The following is a 16138-nucleotide window of genomic DNA, read 5'->3' on the forward strand; positions in this document are numbered from 1 at the left end:
GGAACCTACTTCCAGCGCTGCGGGTAGCCGGGCAGGTCGGTGCAGCCGCACATGGCGTAGTGCAGCGGCGGCATGCTCGGGTCGAGGTACTGGTCCAGGTTGGCTTCGGTGATGGTCGGCTGGGGCAGCTTCCACGGGCTGGACACCTCGGCGCCGTCGAGAATGCGCAGTGCGGCGATGATCGGGGTGCGCCACTGGTAGGTCGGGTAGGTCGGGGCGATCGCGGTGAGTTTCTTGTCCTTCCACATCTTCAGGAAGTCGAGCTGGTCCTCGCCGTTGATCGGTGGCACGGGCTTGCCCGCGTCCTGGAACGCCTCGACGGCAGCGACGGCGACCGCCCCCGCGTCCATCCAGACGCCGTCGATCGTGCCGTACCGCTGGATGTAGTCGTTGACGATCTTCTTGGTCTTGGCCGGGTCCCCGTCGGTGAACTCGACCCCGACGACGTCGACCTTTGCCTTGTCGAAGGCCACCTTCGCCGCGGACCAGCGGGTCTCCAGGACGTCGACACCGGGCAGGATCCGCAGGGCGAGCACCTTGCCACCGGGCTTCATCCGCTGGCTGACGAACTCGGCTCCGACGTGACCGAAGCCGTAGCCTCCGATCGGGTTGATGAACGTCACCGGGCACTTCGTGTTGACACCACGATCGAACACGACAACCGGCAGGCCCGCCTGGCAGGCCGCCTCGACGGCCGGGGTGAGCGTGGCGGTGGTGTTCGGCGAGACGATGAGTGCGTCGCAACTCTTGCCGAGCAGGTCGTTGATGTCCGCGATCTGCTTCTGGTCCTTGCCTTCGGCGTCGACGTGCACGAACTCCTTGATGCGGCTGCGCTGCGCCTCGACCTCGGCCTGCATGGTCTTGAATCCGACCTGTCGCCAGGGATTGTTGAGCGCCGCGTTGGAGAAGCAGATCTTGTACGGGCCGTCCTTCTTGAACTTCGCGGTGTCCACCATCGTGGGGTTGAGCACCTGTTCCCACGGCTTGTCGGCCGGCCCGGTCGGGGCGGCGTCGAGCAGCGAGATCTCGGCTTGGTGGTCGGCCTCCACGAAGAACTTCGACTGGTCCCCGGTGCCCGATCCGGCAGCGGAGGCGCTGCCCGAGGGGCTCGCGGTCGGCTCGTCGGTGGCACAGCCGGCGAGGGACAGCAGAGTGACGGCCGCCAGCGCCGCCATGGAACGTCGTACCATGATTCCCCTTATCTCAACGAAGATCGTGTTGCCGAGACCGCCACGGCGAGCAGGATGATCGCGCCCTGGACGGTCGACCTGAGGGCGCCGGAGACGCCGTAGAAATTCATGAGGGTGAACAGGAGTTCGAGGGTCAGCGCACCGAGCATCGCTCCGACGACCGAGCCGCGCCCCCCGCCCAGCGCGACGCCGCCGAGGACGACCGCGGTGATCGCACCGAACTCCAGGCCGGCGCCGGCCTGGAACGACACGCCGCTGTAGCCACCCAGCAGGATCGCCGCCACCGCCGCCGCGACTCCGCTGAGGACGAAGGCGATCGTCCGGGTACGCCAGACGCGTACCCCGCTCAGCTCGGCGGTGCGCGGGTTGTCGCCCACGGCGACCAGTGTCCGGCCGAAGTCCGACCGCATCAGCAGCACCGCCAGCACCGCGAGGACCACCAGGACAACCAGGGCGTACGGGAGACGTCCGAGCACCGGCACGTCCTCGATCGAGCGCCGGCCGAACTGACGGAACTCCTCGGAGAAGCCGCCCTTCGGTGCGCCGTCGGACCAGAGGTAGACCGCGCCGACGAGGATCAGGAACATGCCGAGGGTGGTGATGAACGACGGCACCCGCAGTCGCGTCGTGATCAGGCCGTTGACCAACCCGACGAGCGCGCCGCCGACGAGCAGCACCAGCACCACCGGCCACGTCCGCGACGGGTCGCCGTCGATCAGCCGGGCGGCGACGACAACCTGGGCGGTGACCAGGGAACCGACCGAGAGGTCGAACTCGCCGGAGACGATCACGAAGTACTGACCGGCGGCGAGCAGGATGACCGGCGCGCAACGGCCGAGGAAGGACATCAGCGACGGTGGGGCGAAGAAGTCGGGCTGCCGGACGGCGAGGAGGACCAGCAACACCGCGAGAATCGCGAGGATCGGCAGGACGCCCCCGGGGCGTACCCGCAGGAGTCGCAGCGGCAGCGGACGGCGTTGGGCGATCTGCATGGCTATGACGCCGCCTTTCGCGAGGCCCGGCGGGCGTAGACGGCGACCGCGGCGATGATGATGGCGCCCCTGACCACCTGCTTGAAGAAGGCGTCCACCTCAAGCTGGTTGAAGATGGCGTCGATGCTGGCGAGCAGCAGAACTCCGCCGACGGTGCCGATGACGCCGCCGCGCCCGCCGGCGAGGGCGGTCCCGCCGAGTACCACGGCGGCGATCGACTCCAGGTCGTAGAGGCCCTCGGTGCCCACCCGGGGTGCCCCCGAGCCGAGCCGGCTGGCGAGGTAGATGCCGGCCAGCCCGGCGCAGAGCGAGCAGAGCACATGGGCGGTGACGAGGACCCGGTCGTTGCGGACGCCGGAGAGCCGGGCGACCTCCTGGTCGCCGCCGACGGCGACCAGGTGGTGGCCGAACCGGGTCCGCGAGAGCGCGAACCACGCTGCCCCGGTGACGACGAGCAGCAACAGGAAGGACAGCGGTACCGGTCCGACGCGCTGGTAGCCGAGGGTCTGCACGAGCGTGGGTGAGGTGGTGCCGGCCGGACCGTCGTAGCCGCTGTCGAGGTATCCCTTGAGCAGCAGGCCGACGCCGAGGGTCGCGATGAAGGCGTTTATCCGCACCTTCGTGACAAGCAGGCCGTTGACCAGGCCGATGCCGGCGCTGAGGGTGAGTGCCAGGCCGATCGCCGGCAGCAGCGCCGCGTCGCTGCCGTTCATGGTCTCGGCCGCGACGAGGGTGCTCAGGCTGATCACGTACGCCACTGAGAGGTCGAGCGAGCCGCCGAGGATGACCAGGGTCTGTCCGACGGCGACGAGCCCCAGCCCGGCGGCGACATGCAGCAGACTCACCGTCGTCGACTGGTTGAACAGCTGACCGCCGTCGACCATGACGACCAGCCACCCGATCGCGAGGGTGAGGGTCAGGGCCACGAACACGCCCGGTACGGGGCGTCGGGCCGGCAGGAGCGACAGGACGCTCACGCGGCCGCCTCCCGTACGGTCCCGACCGCCAGGGCGACGACGTCCTCCTCGGTCGCACCGGCGGGCAGCTCGCCCGCGATGCGGCCGTCGCGCATGACGACGATCCGGTCGCTCATCCCCAGCAGTTCCGGCAGGTCGGACGAGATCATCAGTATGGCCGCCCCGTCGTGGGCGAGGCGGCGGACGAGGTCGTGGATGGCCGACTTCGCGCCTACGTCGATGCCCCGGGTCGGCTCGTCGAACAGCAGGATCAGCGGGTTGATCGCGAGCCATCGGGCCAGCACGACCTTCTGCTGGTTGCCGCCGGACAGGAAGCGGATTTCCTGGTCGTCGCCGGCGGCGCGGACCTCCACCGCGGCGAGCAGTTCACGGACCCGAACGGTCCGGGCGGCGCGGCCGGACCGAGCCGCGAAGACGGCCCGGCTGGCGAGCAGCGCGTTGTCGAGCACCGACTGCCGGGCGACGATGCCTTCACCCTTGCGGTCCTCGGTGACATAGGCGACGCCGGCCAGCATGGCGGCGCGCGGCGAGCGCAGCCGGACCGGCTTGCCGTCCAGCGTGACCTCGCCGGTCGTGAACGGGGATACGCCGAAGAGCGCACGGGCCAGCGCCGATCGCCCGGAGCCCTGGAGGCCGCCGACGCCCAGCACCTCCCCCGCGCGCAGTTCCAGGTCCACGCTGCGCAACTTCCTGTTTCCCCCGCCGCGGACGGTGAGTCGGACCTGACCGAGGTCGTCGGGGCTGGCCCGGTCCGGGTAGTAACTGGACAGCTCCCGGCCGACCATGTGCCGCACCAGCTCGTCGGCGTTGGTGTCCGGGGTGTGCAGGGTGGTCACCCGACGGCCGTCCTTCAGGACCGTGATCCGGCCGGACAGGTCGAAGACCTCGGTGAGCCGGTGCGAGACGTACAGCAGGCCGATGTCGCGTTCCTGGAGCCGGCGTACCAGCCGGTAGAGCAGTTCGACCTCGTGGTCGGCCAGCGCCGCGGTCGGTTCGTCCATGATGAGCAGCCGCGCGTCGAGGGCGAGTGCCTTGGCGATCTCGACCACCTGCTGCTGCGCGACGCCGAGGCGCCCCACCCGGGCGTCGGCCGGCAACGCGGTCTCCCCGATCGAGGCAAGCAGTTGAGTGGTGCGGCTGAGCATCTGCCGACGGTCGACCAGGCCACGCCGTACCGGCTCGTGCCCAAGGTAGACGTTCTCCGCGACGGTGCGCTCCGGCAGGAGGTTGAACTCCTGGTGGATGATGCCGATGCCGGCCCGCTGCGCGTCGCGTGGACCACGGAACGCGCGCGGAACGCCCGCGAACTCGACGGTGCCCTCGTCCGGGACGTACCCACCCGAGACGATCTTCATGAGGGTGGACTTCCCCGCGCCGTTCTCACCGACGACGGCGTGGACCTCGCCCGGCGCGACCTCCAGGTCGACACCGTCGAGGACGCGTACCCCGAGGAAGGACTTGCCGATGCCGCGCAGGGCGAGCAGCGGCGCCGGCCGTGGATCTGACATCCGAGAACCCTCACAGAAAGTAGTCACCGACGAGATCCGTGCACCGCCCCGAAGCCGTTCGGGGCGCTGGACGACGAGCTTCCGCATGTCACCACGCAGGCTTATGTGCTTGCGTTGCAAACATTGCCTTGACATGGCCGAAACATCACACGTATGAAGATAGATGTTTGGATGCGGGTCCGCAATCCTCGACCTGAGCCGATCACCAGGCCCGCCACCGGACCGGTTGCGGCGCCGGCCGAGGAAACCGGACATCTTCACCCCACCCCCGGCGGAGACCCGGGACATTGATCAGGCCATTGACACCCATCGATGCCTAGCGCATCCTGACCTCACAGACCACGGGACGAGAACACAGCCCATGCCACGCTGTGTGACGTCCTGCAGGGGCTGACTGCCGTTGCGGCGGACGGCACGACGACCAACCGGCACACTCGTGCCCCCTCGCGCGTCCAGGCACAACCTGACGCGCCGTGGGGCCCGTGGTCGCAATCTCGTTGCCCGCCCACACTAGGAGACGGCATGCGTCGCAAGACATTGATCATCGGGTTGATCGCGGGCCTGTTACTCTCGCTCGCGCTCGTCCAACCGGCATCGGCGGCCCCGGCCTTCCGAGCCCTGCTGTTCACCAAGACCACCGGCTACCGACACGACTCGATCCCCGCCGGGGTCTCGATGTTCCAGCAGCAGGCGACCGCGAACAACTTCGAGCTGGTACACAGCGAGGACTCGAACGTCTTCACCGCCGCCAACCTCGCCACCTTCGACGTCCTCATCATGTTCCAGACCTCGGGCATGGTGTGGACCTCGGCGGCCCAACGCCAGGCGGTGGAGGGTTTCCTCGCCAGCGGTAAGGGAATCGTCGCCATCCACAACGCCACGGACATGGGCATCGAAGCCGAGTACCCGTGGTGGGACCAGACCGTGAACGCCGGCGCGCACATGCCGGAACACTCCCCCGGCGTACTGCCCGGCACCGCCATCGTCGCCGACAAGAAGCACCCGTCCACGGCCGGCCTGCCGGACCGCTGGAACCGCAGCGAGGAGTGGTACAACTTCGACCGCAACCCCCGCGGCGACGTCCACGTCCTGGTGACCGCCGACGAGCGGACGTACAACCCGGGATCACGGGCGATGGGGCCGGACCATCCGATCTCCTGGTGCCGCAACGTCGCCTCCGGCCGGGTCTGGACCACCGCCATGGGGCACGCCGCCGAGTCGTACAGTGAGACGTACTTCCGCAACCACGTCCTCGGTGGGGTCAAGTGGGCGGCCGGCAACGAGGCCGGCGACTGCGGCGGCACCGTCTGGGGCAACTTCGAGAAACGTGCCCTCGACGACAACACCGTCGACCCGATGGCGCTGGCCGTGGCACCGGACGGGCGGGTCCTCTACGTCCAGCGGGGCGGACAGGTCAAGATTTTCAAGCCCAGCACGAACAGCACCGTCACCGCGGCCACACTCAGCGTCTACACCGGCGGCGAGGACGGCCTCACCGGGATGGCGCTCGACCCGAACTTCGCCAGCAACGGCCACGTGTACCTGTACCACTCGCCGTCGAGCAGCACGACCGACGTCAACCGCGTCTCCCGTTACACGCTCACCGGCGACACGCTCAACCTGTCCAGCGAGGTCCGGATCATCGACATCCCGGCGTACCGTGACCGCACGTTCCCGGAACCCGGCCACACCGGCGGGTACATCGAATTCGGTCCGGACGGAAACCTCTACATCGGCACCGGGGACGACACGCCGCCGAACCTCGACCCCAACTGGCAGGGCTACGCGCCGCTGGACTGGCGGTCGGGCAAGGCCAATCTCGACGCCGCCCGGACCGCCGGCAACACCAACGACCTGCGCGGCAAGCTGCTGCGCATCAGGCCCTCGACCAGCGGCGGCTACACCATCCCGACGGGCAACCTCTACGCGCAGGGAACGGCACAGACCCGGCCGGAAATCTACGCCATGGGCTTTCGCAACCCGTTCCGCTTCTCGATCGACCCGGCCAACGGCTGGGTCTACCTGGCCGACTACGGCCCCGACCGGAACCCACCGACCACCAACCGCGGCCCCGAGGGGCTCGTCGAGCTCAACGTGATCAAGTCGGCGGGTAACTACGGCTGGCCGTTCTGCCACGGCGACAACCAGCCCTACGCGCCGTTCAACCCGGACACCGGCGTCGTCGGCGCCAAGTTCAACTGCTCCGCACCGGTCAACAACTCGCCCAACAACACCGGGCTGACCAGCCTGCGGCCAATCGTCGCGCCCAACCTGTGGTACGGCTACGGCACCTCGCCGACCTTCCCGGAGCTCGGATCCGGCGGTTCCGGCCCGATGGGCGGTCCGGTCTACCGGTACGACCCGGCGAACCCGTCCGCCACGAAGTTCCCGCCGTACTACGACGGCGTCCACTTCTTCTACGAGTGGTCGCGCAGCTACGTCAAGGAGGTGCACTTCGACTCCGCCACGGCGGTGACCCGCACCAACGCGTTCCTGCCGACGGCGAGGTTCAACAAGCCGATGGACATGGAGTTCGGCCGGGACGGCTCGCTCTACCTCCTGGAATGGGGCACCAATTTCGGCGGTGGAAACAGCGATTCCGGGCTCTACCGGATCGACTACGTCCAGGGCGGACGGTCGCCGGTCGCCAAGGCCACCGGCACTCCCACCAGCGGCAACGCACCGCTCAACGTCCAGTTCAGCAGTGCCGGTACGGCCGATCCGGACCCCGGCAACACGCTCAGCTACCAGTGGACGTTCGGCGACGGCACCATCTCGACGGCGGCCAACCCGTCACACGTCTACACCACCAACGGCAACTATGCGGCACAGTTGAAAGTCACCGACAACACCGGCAAGACCGGCTTCGCCAACGTCCAGATCACCGTCGGCAACACCGCACCGGTGGTCACCATCACCACCCCGTCGAACGGCGGCATGCTCACCTTCGGTGACCGGGTCTCGTACCAGATCAGCGTCTCCGACCCGGGCGGCGACCCGATCGACTGCGCCAAGGTGGTCCTCAACCCGGCGCTCGGGCACGACGACCACGCGCACGAGACCACGGAATATCCGGGCTGCTCGGGCACCATCTCCACCGACCTGCTCGGCGGACACCCCGACGGCGCCAACCTGTTCTACGTGCTGAACGCGCGGTACACCGACAACGGCGGCGCGGGTGGCGCGGCTCCGCTCACCGGCTACGGACAGGCGATCCTCCAGCCCAAGCACAAGCAGGCCGAGTACTACAGCAGCCAGTCCGGCACCCGGATCGTCGACCAGGCCGGCGCGGAGAGCGGCAAGCGCGTCGGGGACATCTCCAACAACGACTGGGTGGCGTTCACCCCGATGAGCCTGTCGGGCATCACGAACGTCAGCTACCGGCTGTCGTCGCCCTCCGGTGGCGGCTCCATCGAGCTGCGCGCCGGCTCGCCGACCGGCACCCTGCTCGCCACCACACCCGTGCCCAGCACCGGTGGATGGGACAACTACCAGTCCACGCCACCGGTGAACGTTGCCGCCCTCTCCGGAACCCAGACGCTCTACCTGGTGTTCAAGGGCAGCGCGAACAACTGGTTCGACCTCGACTCGCACACCTTCGGTGGCGCCGGCGTCGGCGTACCCAACACCGGCGGCGTAGCGGGCCGGACCTGGACGCTCACCGCGTCGCACAGCGGCAAGCTGATGGACGTCAGCGGCGTGTCCACCGCCGACGGCGCCCAGATCCACCAGTGGGCGGCCACCGGCGGCAACAACCAGAAGTGGCAGGCCGTCGACGCCGGCAGTGGTGCGATCTACCTGAAGGCGGTCCACAGCGGCAAGTGCGTCGAGGTGACCGGCGGCTCCACCACGGCGGGCGCCTTCCTCCAGCAGGCCACCTGCAACAACAGCAACCAGCAGAAATTCACCGCCGGGACGACGGCGACCACCGGGGTGTACACCCTGACGAGCGCGCTGAGCGGGCTCTGCGTGGATGTCGCCAGCGCCGCCACCAGCGACGGCGCCCGGCTGTTGCAGTGGAACTGCCTCGGGTCCACCAACCAGCAGTGGCGGTTCAGCCTGGCCTGACCAACAACGGCTACCGCGGTAGCCAGTGACGGTCCGGTCGGGACCGGCATCCGACGAAACGGAGCCGGTCCCGACCGGGACGTCGCCGTCAACCGCGACGAGGTCGCCGTCAACCGCGACGAGGTCGGGCGGAGCTGACCCGCCCCGGACAGGTGTGGCCGGTCGCACCGAAGCCCGGTTCGGTGCGGCGTACCGCCGGGCGACGTGGCGGTGCCCACGCCCTCAGGACGCCCCCAGCCGGTAGACACGACGCGCCGTGTCCCCCCACAGCGCCTGGTCGGCTCCACCGGGGTCCCCCAGCAACTCCGCCAGGACCTCGACCCACCGCGAGTACGAGGCGGCGAGCAGGCACACCGGCCAGTCCGAGCCGAACATCAGCCGATCCGGGCCGAACACGTCGAGCGCGTGGTCGACGGCCGGTCGGAGGTCGCCCGGCGTCCAGGGCGATCCCTGCACCTCGGTCACCAGACCGGAGAGCTTCGCCGTGGTGTTGGGCGAGGCCGCCAGCGCCCGCAGTTCCCGGCTCCAGTCCGCCATCTCCGGACGGCCCAGCGCGGGCTTGCCCAGATGGTCGAGAACGAAGCTCACCTCGGGCAGGTCCTGCGTCAGACGCACGGCCATGGGTAACTGGTGCTGGCGGACCAGCAGATCGAAGACCAGGCCGGCGGCTCCCACCGCCGCGATCCCCCGGCGGACGTCCGGGCGGTCCAGGTACGCCGGGTCGGTCTCGCCCTGCACGAGGTGGCGGATGCCGACGAGGCGGTCCCCGCCCCGTCCTGCCCGCAGGCGCCTGATGCGGTCGACGACGTCGTCGGCCGTCAGGTCCACCCAGCCGACGACCCCACGGACGAGGGTGTTGTCGGCCGCAACGCCCAGCAGGTCCACCGTCTCTGCCTCCGAGGCGATGGACTGCACCACTACGGTCGAGGTGACCCCGGCGGCCCGGGCCAGCGGGGTGAGGTCGACCGGCTCGAAGTCGGCGTCGATGGCCGCCATGGTCACCGGATCGATCCACGGCTGCGGGTGTCGCGCCCGGACCCAGAGGTGGTGGTGTGCGTCGACGATCCCGGCCCGTCCGGGCGCCTGCTCGCCCGTCATCGGCCGAGCCAGCCGCCGTCGACGGGCAGCACGACTCCGTTGACGTAGTCCGACGCCGCCGACGCCAGAAACACCGTGGCGCCGCCGAGATCGTCGGCGCGGCCCCACCGGGCCGCCGGAATCCGGGTGAGGATCGCCCGTTCCCGGTCGGGATCGTCGCGCAGCGCCTGGGTGTTGTCGGTGGCGATGTAGCCGGGGGCGATGGCGTTGACGTTGACCCCGCTGGCCGCCCACTCGTTCGCCAGCGCCTTGGTCAGCCCGGCCACGCCCGACTTCGACGCGGCGTAGCCGGGAACGGTGATGCCACCCTGGAAACTCAGCAGCGACGCGGTGAAAATGATCTTTCCTCGGCCACGCTCGACCATCGCCCTGCCGATCTCCCGGCTCAGCACGAACTGGCTGCTCAGGTTCACCTCGATCACGTGGTCCCACATCTCGTCCGGGTGGTCGGCGGCCGGGGTACGGGCAATCGTGCCGCCGTTGTTCACCAGGATGTCGATCGGCCCGAGCGCGGTGAGGTCGCGGACCAGCCGGTGCACGTCCGCCCGGTCGGCGAGATCGGCCCGCAGCGCGGTGAACCGGCGGCCGGCGGCCCCGACCCGGCGTTCCACCTCGCTTCCATGCGCTTCCATCCGGGCGGAGACGCCGACGACGTCGGCACCGGCCAGGGCCAGGGCCTCGGCCATGGCAAGACCGATTCCGCGCCGGGCGCCGGTCACGACGGCGGTCCGTCCGGACAGGTCGAACAGGTCCATCACCGGTTGCCCTCCCCCAGGTCGAGCAGGACCTTCATGACGCCGCCACCCTCCAGGGCCGTGAACGCGGCGGCGGCCGCCTCGACGGGTTCGATCCGGGAGATGAGCTGTCGCGCCGGAATCGCGCCGGAGGCCACCAACCGGATCGCCTCCACCATGTCGTCGCGCTGGTACAGGCGAGCACCGAGCAACTCCAACTCCCGCCAGAAGAACCGGTGCAGGTTCACCTCCCGGGGTTGGGGGTGGATCGCGACCATCACCAGCCGACCGCGAGTGGTCAGAACGTCGACCGCCGTGGCGACCCCGGCGGCGGAGCCGGACACCTCGAAGGCAACGTCGGCACCCGCGCCCTCGGTGCGGTCGTTCACCAACGCCACGACGTCGGTCGTACCCGGGTCGACGACGTCGATCCCGATTTCTCCCGCGACCGCACGCCGGAACGGGTCCGGCTCGATGAGGAGCACCTGCGCGCCGCGGCCCCGGGCGACGGCGGCGATGAGAGCCCCTATCGGCCCACCCCCGACCACGACCACCAGGTCGTCGGCGGTCACCTTCCCCCGCCGTACGTCGTGCACCGCGACCGCGACCGGTTCGACGAGCGCCGCGTGGTCGAGCGGCAGTTCCTCGGGGAGCGGCAGGACCAGTTCCGCCGGCACGTTCCAGAAGGACTGCATGGCGCCTGGCGAGTCGATGCCGAGGAAATTCATCGCGTGGCAAACGTGGGAGTTCCCGTGCCGGCAGGCCGCGCACCGTCCGCACGACCGGGTTGGCATCACCGTCACGGCCTGTCCGACCGTCCAACCGGTGGCGTCCTCGCCGACGGCCGCGATCCGCCCGGACATCTCGTGCCCGATGATCGCCGAAGGGCCGACCCGGGCGTCCATGTCCCCGTGGTAGATGTGCAGGTCGGTGCCGCAGATCCCGGTGTACGCCACCGCGATCCGCACCTGGCCGCGACCCGGTGGTTCCGGTTCACGTTCCTCGATCCCGAGGTGCCGCGCACCCCGGTAGACGACTGCCTTCATCGATCCTCCGTCTCGGCGGTCGGTACGTCGGTCGTCCCGACCGGGCATGGTCGTGGGTGCACCACCGTTGGCGGCGCACCCGCGATCTCGTTGGTCTGGCGGTAGCTCGTGCTGAAACCGGCACCCCCGTACCGGAGCTGACCGGGCGGACCCGGCCGGCGCCCCGGCCCGGACGGCCCGCTGAACGCGTCCGGGTAGGCGTTGCCGTCCAGGTCAGTGGTGTGCGGTGGGCGACACCGGGCTGTGGGAATTCAGCGGCACGACGGGAACCTGATGTGCGGGCGCGATCCCGTCGACCCCGGCCAGCAGCCGTCGTCCGGCCCGCTCCGGCCGGACGTTGGGGCCCTCGGTCGCCTGCGTCTCCGGGCGGCGCCTGGCCTCCCGAATCCGGTCCTCGTCGACCAGGACGCCCAGTCCGGGCGAGTCTCCGAGGACGAAGGCGCCGTCCTCGACGTGCAGGTCGATGGAGAGGCCGACCGGTGGATGCAGGTCCTGCAGCTCGCTGGTCAGGTGGTTCGGCACCGATGTCGCGGCGTGCAGCAGTCCGACCGGACTGTTGCCGATCGGGCTGACCGGCAGGTCGTGGGCGTGCGCCAGGGCGGACGCCCGCAGGAAGTGGGTGACCCCCCAGACGGCGGCCATCTGGACGATGTCGACCGCGCCCGCGGTGATCAGCGGGCGGTACTGTTCGAGCCCGGTAAGGTTCTCTCCGGTCGCGACCGACGCGCGAATTCCTCGGCCGACCGTGGCGAGACCCTCCGCGTCCCAGCGCCGGACGGGCTCCTCGATCCAGATGAGGTCGAGGGTGCGTTCGAGTTCGCAGACGTGCCGTACGGCCTGCTTGCGGGTCCAGGCCTCGTTCACGTCGAGCATCAGGCCCGGCCGCAGTCCGTGCCCGGCCTCGGTCAGGACCTCCCTGACCAGGCAGAGGCGGTGCCGGTCGCGCTCGATGTCGAGGCCGCCCTTGAGCTTGGCGGCTCGCAGCCCGTGCCGGGCGTAGACCTCGTAGGTCGAGACGAGTTCGTCGTCGGTCAGCCCGATGTCCAGGCCGGACGCGTAGGCGGGGACCCGCCGGTCGCGTCCGCCCAGCAGCCGCCACAGCGGCTCGCCGGCGGCCTGCGCCTTGATGTCCCACAGGGCGGTGTCGAGCGCGCCGATGGTGCCGAACACCGGACCCGCGTGCCCGGCCTTGAAGGTGTGCCGCAGCATGCGGTCGTAGAGGGTCGTCACCGCGCGGGGGTCTTCGCCGTCGATGGCCGCGAAAATACGCTCGATCTCGACGTGCGGTCCGAGTCCGATCCCGGAGATACCCTCGTCGGTCTCGACGATGACGATCGGCACCGGGACCACCCCGTCGGCGAACACGCCGTTGGCGTCGCCGACGGGCCGACCCCATTCCTGGACAGTGGACAGCGTCCGATATCCGGTGATCCGCATGTCAACCCTTCGTGGAACCGGCGGCGACGCCGTCGGCGATCTGGCGCTGGAGGAAGAGGTAGACCAGCAGGACGGGAATCGCGGCGATCAGCACACCCGAGGCGAAGGTGGGAATGTCGTCGGAGTACTGCCCCCGCAACGAGGTCACACCCACCATCAGCGTCCGGTGGTCGGCCGAGGGCATCATCACCAGCGACATGAGGACGTCGTTCCAGCAGAACAGGGCGTTGAGGATGCCGACCGACAGCAGTGCCGGGGTGCCGAGGGGCAGCATGATCCGGCGGTACACGCCGTACACGCTGTTGCCGTCGATCCTGGCCGCGTCAATGATCTCCGGCGGAATGCCCCGGTAGTAGCTCGTCATCAGGAAGACGGTGAAGGGCAGGAACTGGGCCACGTAGACGAGAACAAGCCCGGGGTACGTGTCGATGAGCGCGGTGTCAGCCATGATCCGGGCGAGCGGCACCATGATCACCTGAAACGGGACGAACAGTCCCGCGAGGCAGCCCAGGAACAGCACCGACGAACCACGGAAGCGCAGCTGACTCAGGGCGAAGCCGGCCATCGACCCGAGCAGCAGCAACAGCACCACCGACGACGTCACCACGAGCAGGGAATTGGCGAAGTAGCGGCCCAGGCCGACGCTGTTCCACGCCGTGCTGATGTTCTCCCAACGCAGGGCATCGGTCAGGGAGAACCGGTCGAGGATATAGTCACGCCGCGTCTTCATCGCGACGTTGACGGTGAACAGCAGGGGGTAGATCGTCGCCAGCGCGAGCAGCGACATCGGGATGGCCACCACCCAACGGCCCAGACGAAGGCGAGACATCACTTGTCCCTTCCCGCTCGCTCGAGCAGTTTGATCTGCAGCATTCCCACGACGAGCATGATGACGAAGAGAATCGTCGACGCGGCCGACGCGAGGGCCGGTCGGTTCATCTGGCCCTGTTGGATCCAGATGTAGTACTCCGGCAGGTACGTCGATCCCTCCGGGCCACCGCTGGTCATAACGAACAGCAGCCCGAACATGGAGGTCAGCATCCCGATCATCGTGGTCACGAAGACGAACTGAATGGTGCGCGTGAGGCTCGGAATGATCACGTGCCAGACGACCTGGGGTAGTGACGCCCCGTCCACCCGGGCCGCGTCCAGAAGCGCGGAGTCCAGGGTCGCGAACCCGGCGAGGAACACCACCAGGCCCATTCCGAAGGTGGCCCAGATGTGCACGCCGACCACCATGAACATCGCAAGATCCGGGTCCCCCAGCCAGTCCACCGGACCGACCCCGACCGACCCGAGTACGGCGTTGAGGGGACCGTCGAAGGCGAGCAGCAGGTTGAAGATCGCGCCGACGATGACCGGGGAGAGCACCGCCGGAAAGAAGTAGACGCTGCGGTAGAACCGGTGGCCGGGCACCCTCAGGTAGATGAATGTCGCGAGCAGCCCGGGGATCGCCACCGCCACCGGGAGCAGCAGCACCAGCAGCCCGACGTTGCCCAGCGCGGTCTGGAACAGCGGATCGCCGAGCAGCTCACGGTAGTTGTCGAAACCAACCGCCCGCCCGTTCTGCTCGCCGTCGCCGGTGAACGAGAAGTTGACTCCGAGGAGCAGCGGGTAGAGCCGCAGCGCCACGATTGTCAGGACGGCCGGGGCGACCAGGACGTAGGGAGCAAGGCGCTCGGCGCGCGAGCCCCCACGACCGGCGCGCCGGGTGCGGGCACCGTCCCGCTCAGCGGATGACCCAGCCACCTCCCCGTCGGTCCGTCCGGTTTCAGCCGGACGGACCGACGGGTGCGCATTCCCGATCGGCACGAGTTCAGCCCGCCTGGTCGGAAGCGGCCAGTTGCTTCACCACCTCGTCGACGGTGACCGAACCACTGAGCAGCTGCTGGGAGAGCCGCCCCATCAGGTCCAGGGTCTTCGAGGACAGCGCCACATGCAGGGCGGGCTTGCCGCCCTTGAGCTCGGAGACGATCGTGGCAACAGCCGGTCCGCCCTGTGACACGTCGATCGTGGTGTCGGCGGCGATCGCGCCGGCGTCGGCGTAGAAGGCCTTCAGCGCGTCGGTCGAGGTCAGGGATCGCACAAGGTCGGCGGCCACCTTCGGGTCCTTCGTCCATTTGGCGACCCCGTAGCCGATACCACCGTCGTAGGCGAGGCTCGGGGTGGTCCCGGCGGTGACTACCGGAGCGTCCATCACGCCGAGCTTGTCGGCCGTCAGGAACTCGTTGAAGTCCTTCCAGTGCCCCACGTCCGACATCAGCCCCATGACGTGGGCCGCCTTGCCCGACTGGAAGAGCGCGAAGGAGTCGTTGAACATCGCGGTCGAGTTGGCCCCGTCGTTGTTCAGTCCCGCGTCGCCGGCCTCCTTCCAGAGTTGGAAGACCCGCTTGACGTTGGCGGAGTTCCAGTCGCGCTTCCCGGCGATCCAGTCGTCGTACTCCTGAGCGGTGAGGATGCCCGAGGCCAGGCTCGAAAGCCAGAACTGGATGCCGGCGCCCTCCTTGTTGCCGAGGGCGAAGCACTTGGCGCCGGCCTTGGCGATGGCGGCGCAGTCGGCGACGAACTCGTTCCACGTCGTGGCCGGGCTCGCCGGGTCGAGCCCGGCCTTCTCGTAGAGCGCCTTGTTGTAGTAGATGGGGTGACCCTGCAGCGTCACCGGGCCCGCGTAGATCTTGCCGTCCTCGGTGAACGCCTCCCACCCGGCCAGCCGTTGCTTGTCGCCGCCCACGTACTCGTCCAGCGGCACCAGCGCGTCCACCCGGTCGCGGATCTGGCCTCCGCCGTTGAACAGGATGACGTCCGGGCCCTTGCCGGACTGGATCGCCGCACCGAGCAGCGTGTAGTACTGGTCGAACGGCTGCGCGACGAACTCGACCTTGACATCCGGGTGCTTCTTCGCGAAGTCGGCCTTCGCCTCTTTGAGGTAGGACGCGGCGAACGCCTCGCCGGACTTCCAATCCCACACCACCAGCTTGCCGTCCGATCCGCCCGAGGACGAGCCTGAATCGGCGGCGCTCCCACAGCCGGCCAACGCCAGCCCCGCAACGAGGACTGCCGACCACATTGCTCGCTGTTTCATCGCTGT

Annotated in this window: 12 protein-coding genes; 1 reads left to right on the plus strand and 11 read right to left on the minus strand. The window is 69.1% G+C overall.

The window, feature by feature from the left end; translation table 11 throughout:
• Positions 1–5: 5 nt before the first annotated feature.
• The 4 genes from ACZ6QQ_RS26585 to ACZ6QQ_RS26600 are packed head-to-tail and all read right to left on the minus strand — an operon-like array spanning position 6 to position 4667.
• Positions 6–1190, minus strand: coding sequence for a substrate-binding domain-containing protein (locus ACZ6QQ_RS26585; RefSeq protein WP_465879950.1), 1185 nt, complete (start codon positions 1188–1190; stop codon positions 6–8).
• An 8-nt stretch (positions 1191–1198) separates the two neighbouring features.
• Positions 1199–2182: an ABC transporter permease gene (locus tag ACZ6QQ_RS26590; RefSeq protein WP_465879951.1), complete on the minus strand. Its 984-nt coding sequence runs from the start codon at positions 2180–2182 to the stop codon at positions 1199–1201.
• Between the two features lie 2 nt (positions 2183–2184).
• Positions 2185–3159, minus strand: coding sequence for an ABC transporter permease (locus ACZ6QQ_RS26595; RefSeq protein WP_465879952.1), 975 nt, complete (start codon positions 3157–3159; stop codon positions 2185–2187).
• Positions 3156–4667 (minus strand): sugar ABC transporter ATP-binding protein, encoded by a 1512-nt coding sequence (locus tag ACZ6QQ_RS26600; protein WP_465879953.1) that lies wholly within the window; start codon positions 4665–4667, stop codon positions 3156–3158. The genes ACZ6QQ_RS26595 and ACZ6QQ_RS26600 overlap by 4 nt, the downstream gene beginning before the upstream one ends.
• 522 nt (positions 4668–5189) lie before the next feature.
• Here ACZ6QQ_RS26600 and ACZ6QQ_RS26605 point away from each other — a divergent pair.
• On the plus strand, positions 5190–8735 hold the full coding sequence (locus tag ACZ6QQ_RS26605) for a ThuA domain-containing protein (protein ID WP_465879955.1): 3546 nt from the start codon (positions 5190–5192) through the stop codon (positions 8733–8735).
• Positions 8736–8957: 222 nt separating this feature from the next.
• Here the strand turns inward: ACZ6QQ_RS26605 and ACZ6QQ_RS26610 are convergent, their stop codons facing one another.
• The 7 genes from ACZ6QQ_RS26610 to ACZ6QQ_RS26640 form a co-directional block, all read right to left on the minus strand.
• Positions 8958–9833, minus strand: a complete 876-nt coding sequence (locus ACZ6QQ_RS26610) for an amidohydrolase family protein (protein WP_465879956.1) — start codon at positions 9831–9833, stop codon at positions 8958–8960.
• A complete protein-coding gene (locus ACZ6QQ_RS26615) occupies positions 9830–10588 on the minus strand; it encodes an SDR family NAD(P)-dependent oxidoreductase (protein ID WP_465880048.1) in 759 nt (252 codons plus the stop codon). The genes ACZ6QQ_RS26610 and ACZ6QQ_RS26615 overlap by 4 nt, the downstream gene beginning before the upstream one ends.
• A complete protein-coding gene (locus ACZ6QQ_RS26620) occupies positions 10588–11613 on the minus strand; it encodes a zinc-dependent alcohol dehydrogenase (protein WP_465879957.1) in 1026 nt (341 codons plus the stop codon). The genes ACZ6QQ_RS26615 and ACZ6QQ_RS26620 overlap by 1 nt, the downstream gene beginning before the upstream one ends.
• Positions 11614–11826: 213 nt before the next feature.
• The gene (locus ACZ6QQ_RS26625) at positions 11827–13050 is read right to left on the minus strand and encodes a mandelate racemase/muconate lactonizing enzyme family protein (protein WP_465879958.1); all 1224 of its coding nucleotides are present in this window, start codon (positions 13048–13050) and stop codon (positions 11827–11829) included.
• A 1-nt stretch (position 13051) separates the two neighbouring features.
• Positions 13052–13879 carry a carbohydrate ABC transporter permease gene (locus ACZ6QQ_RS26630; protein WP_465879959.1) on the minus strand — a complete coding sequence of 276 codons (828 nt, stop codon included), beginning with the start codon at positions 13877–13879 and terminating at the stop codon, positions 13052–13054.
• Positions 13879–14682, minus strand: coding sequence for a carbohydrate ABC transporter permease (locus ACZ6QQ_RS26635; RefSeq protein ID WP_465879961.1), 804 nt, complete (start codon positions 14680–14682; stop codon positions 13879–13881). Before ACZ6QQ_RS26635 ends, ACZ6QQ_RS26630 begins: the two co-directional genes overlap by 1 nt.
• 184 nt (positions 14683–14866) lie before the next feature.
• Positions 14867–16132, minus strand: a complete 1266-nt coding sequence (locus ACZ6QQ_RS26640) for an ABC transporter substrate-binding protein (RefSeq protein WP_465879962.1) — start codon at positions 16130–16132, stop codon at positions 14867–14869.
• Between the last annotated feature and the right edge of the window lie 6 nt (positions 16133–16138).

The sequence above is a fragment of the Micromonospora sp. NPDC049529 genome, assembly GCF_055586685.1.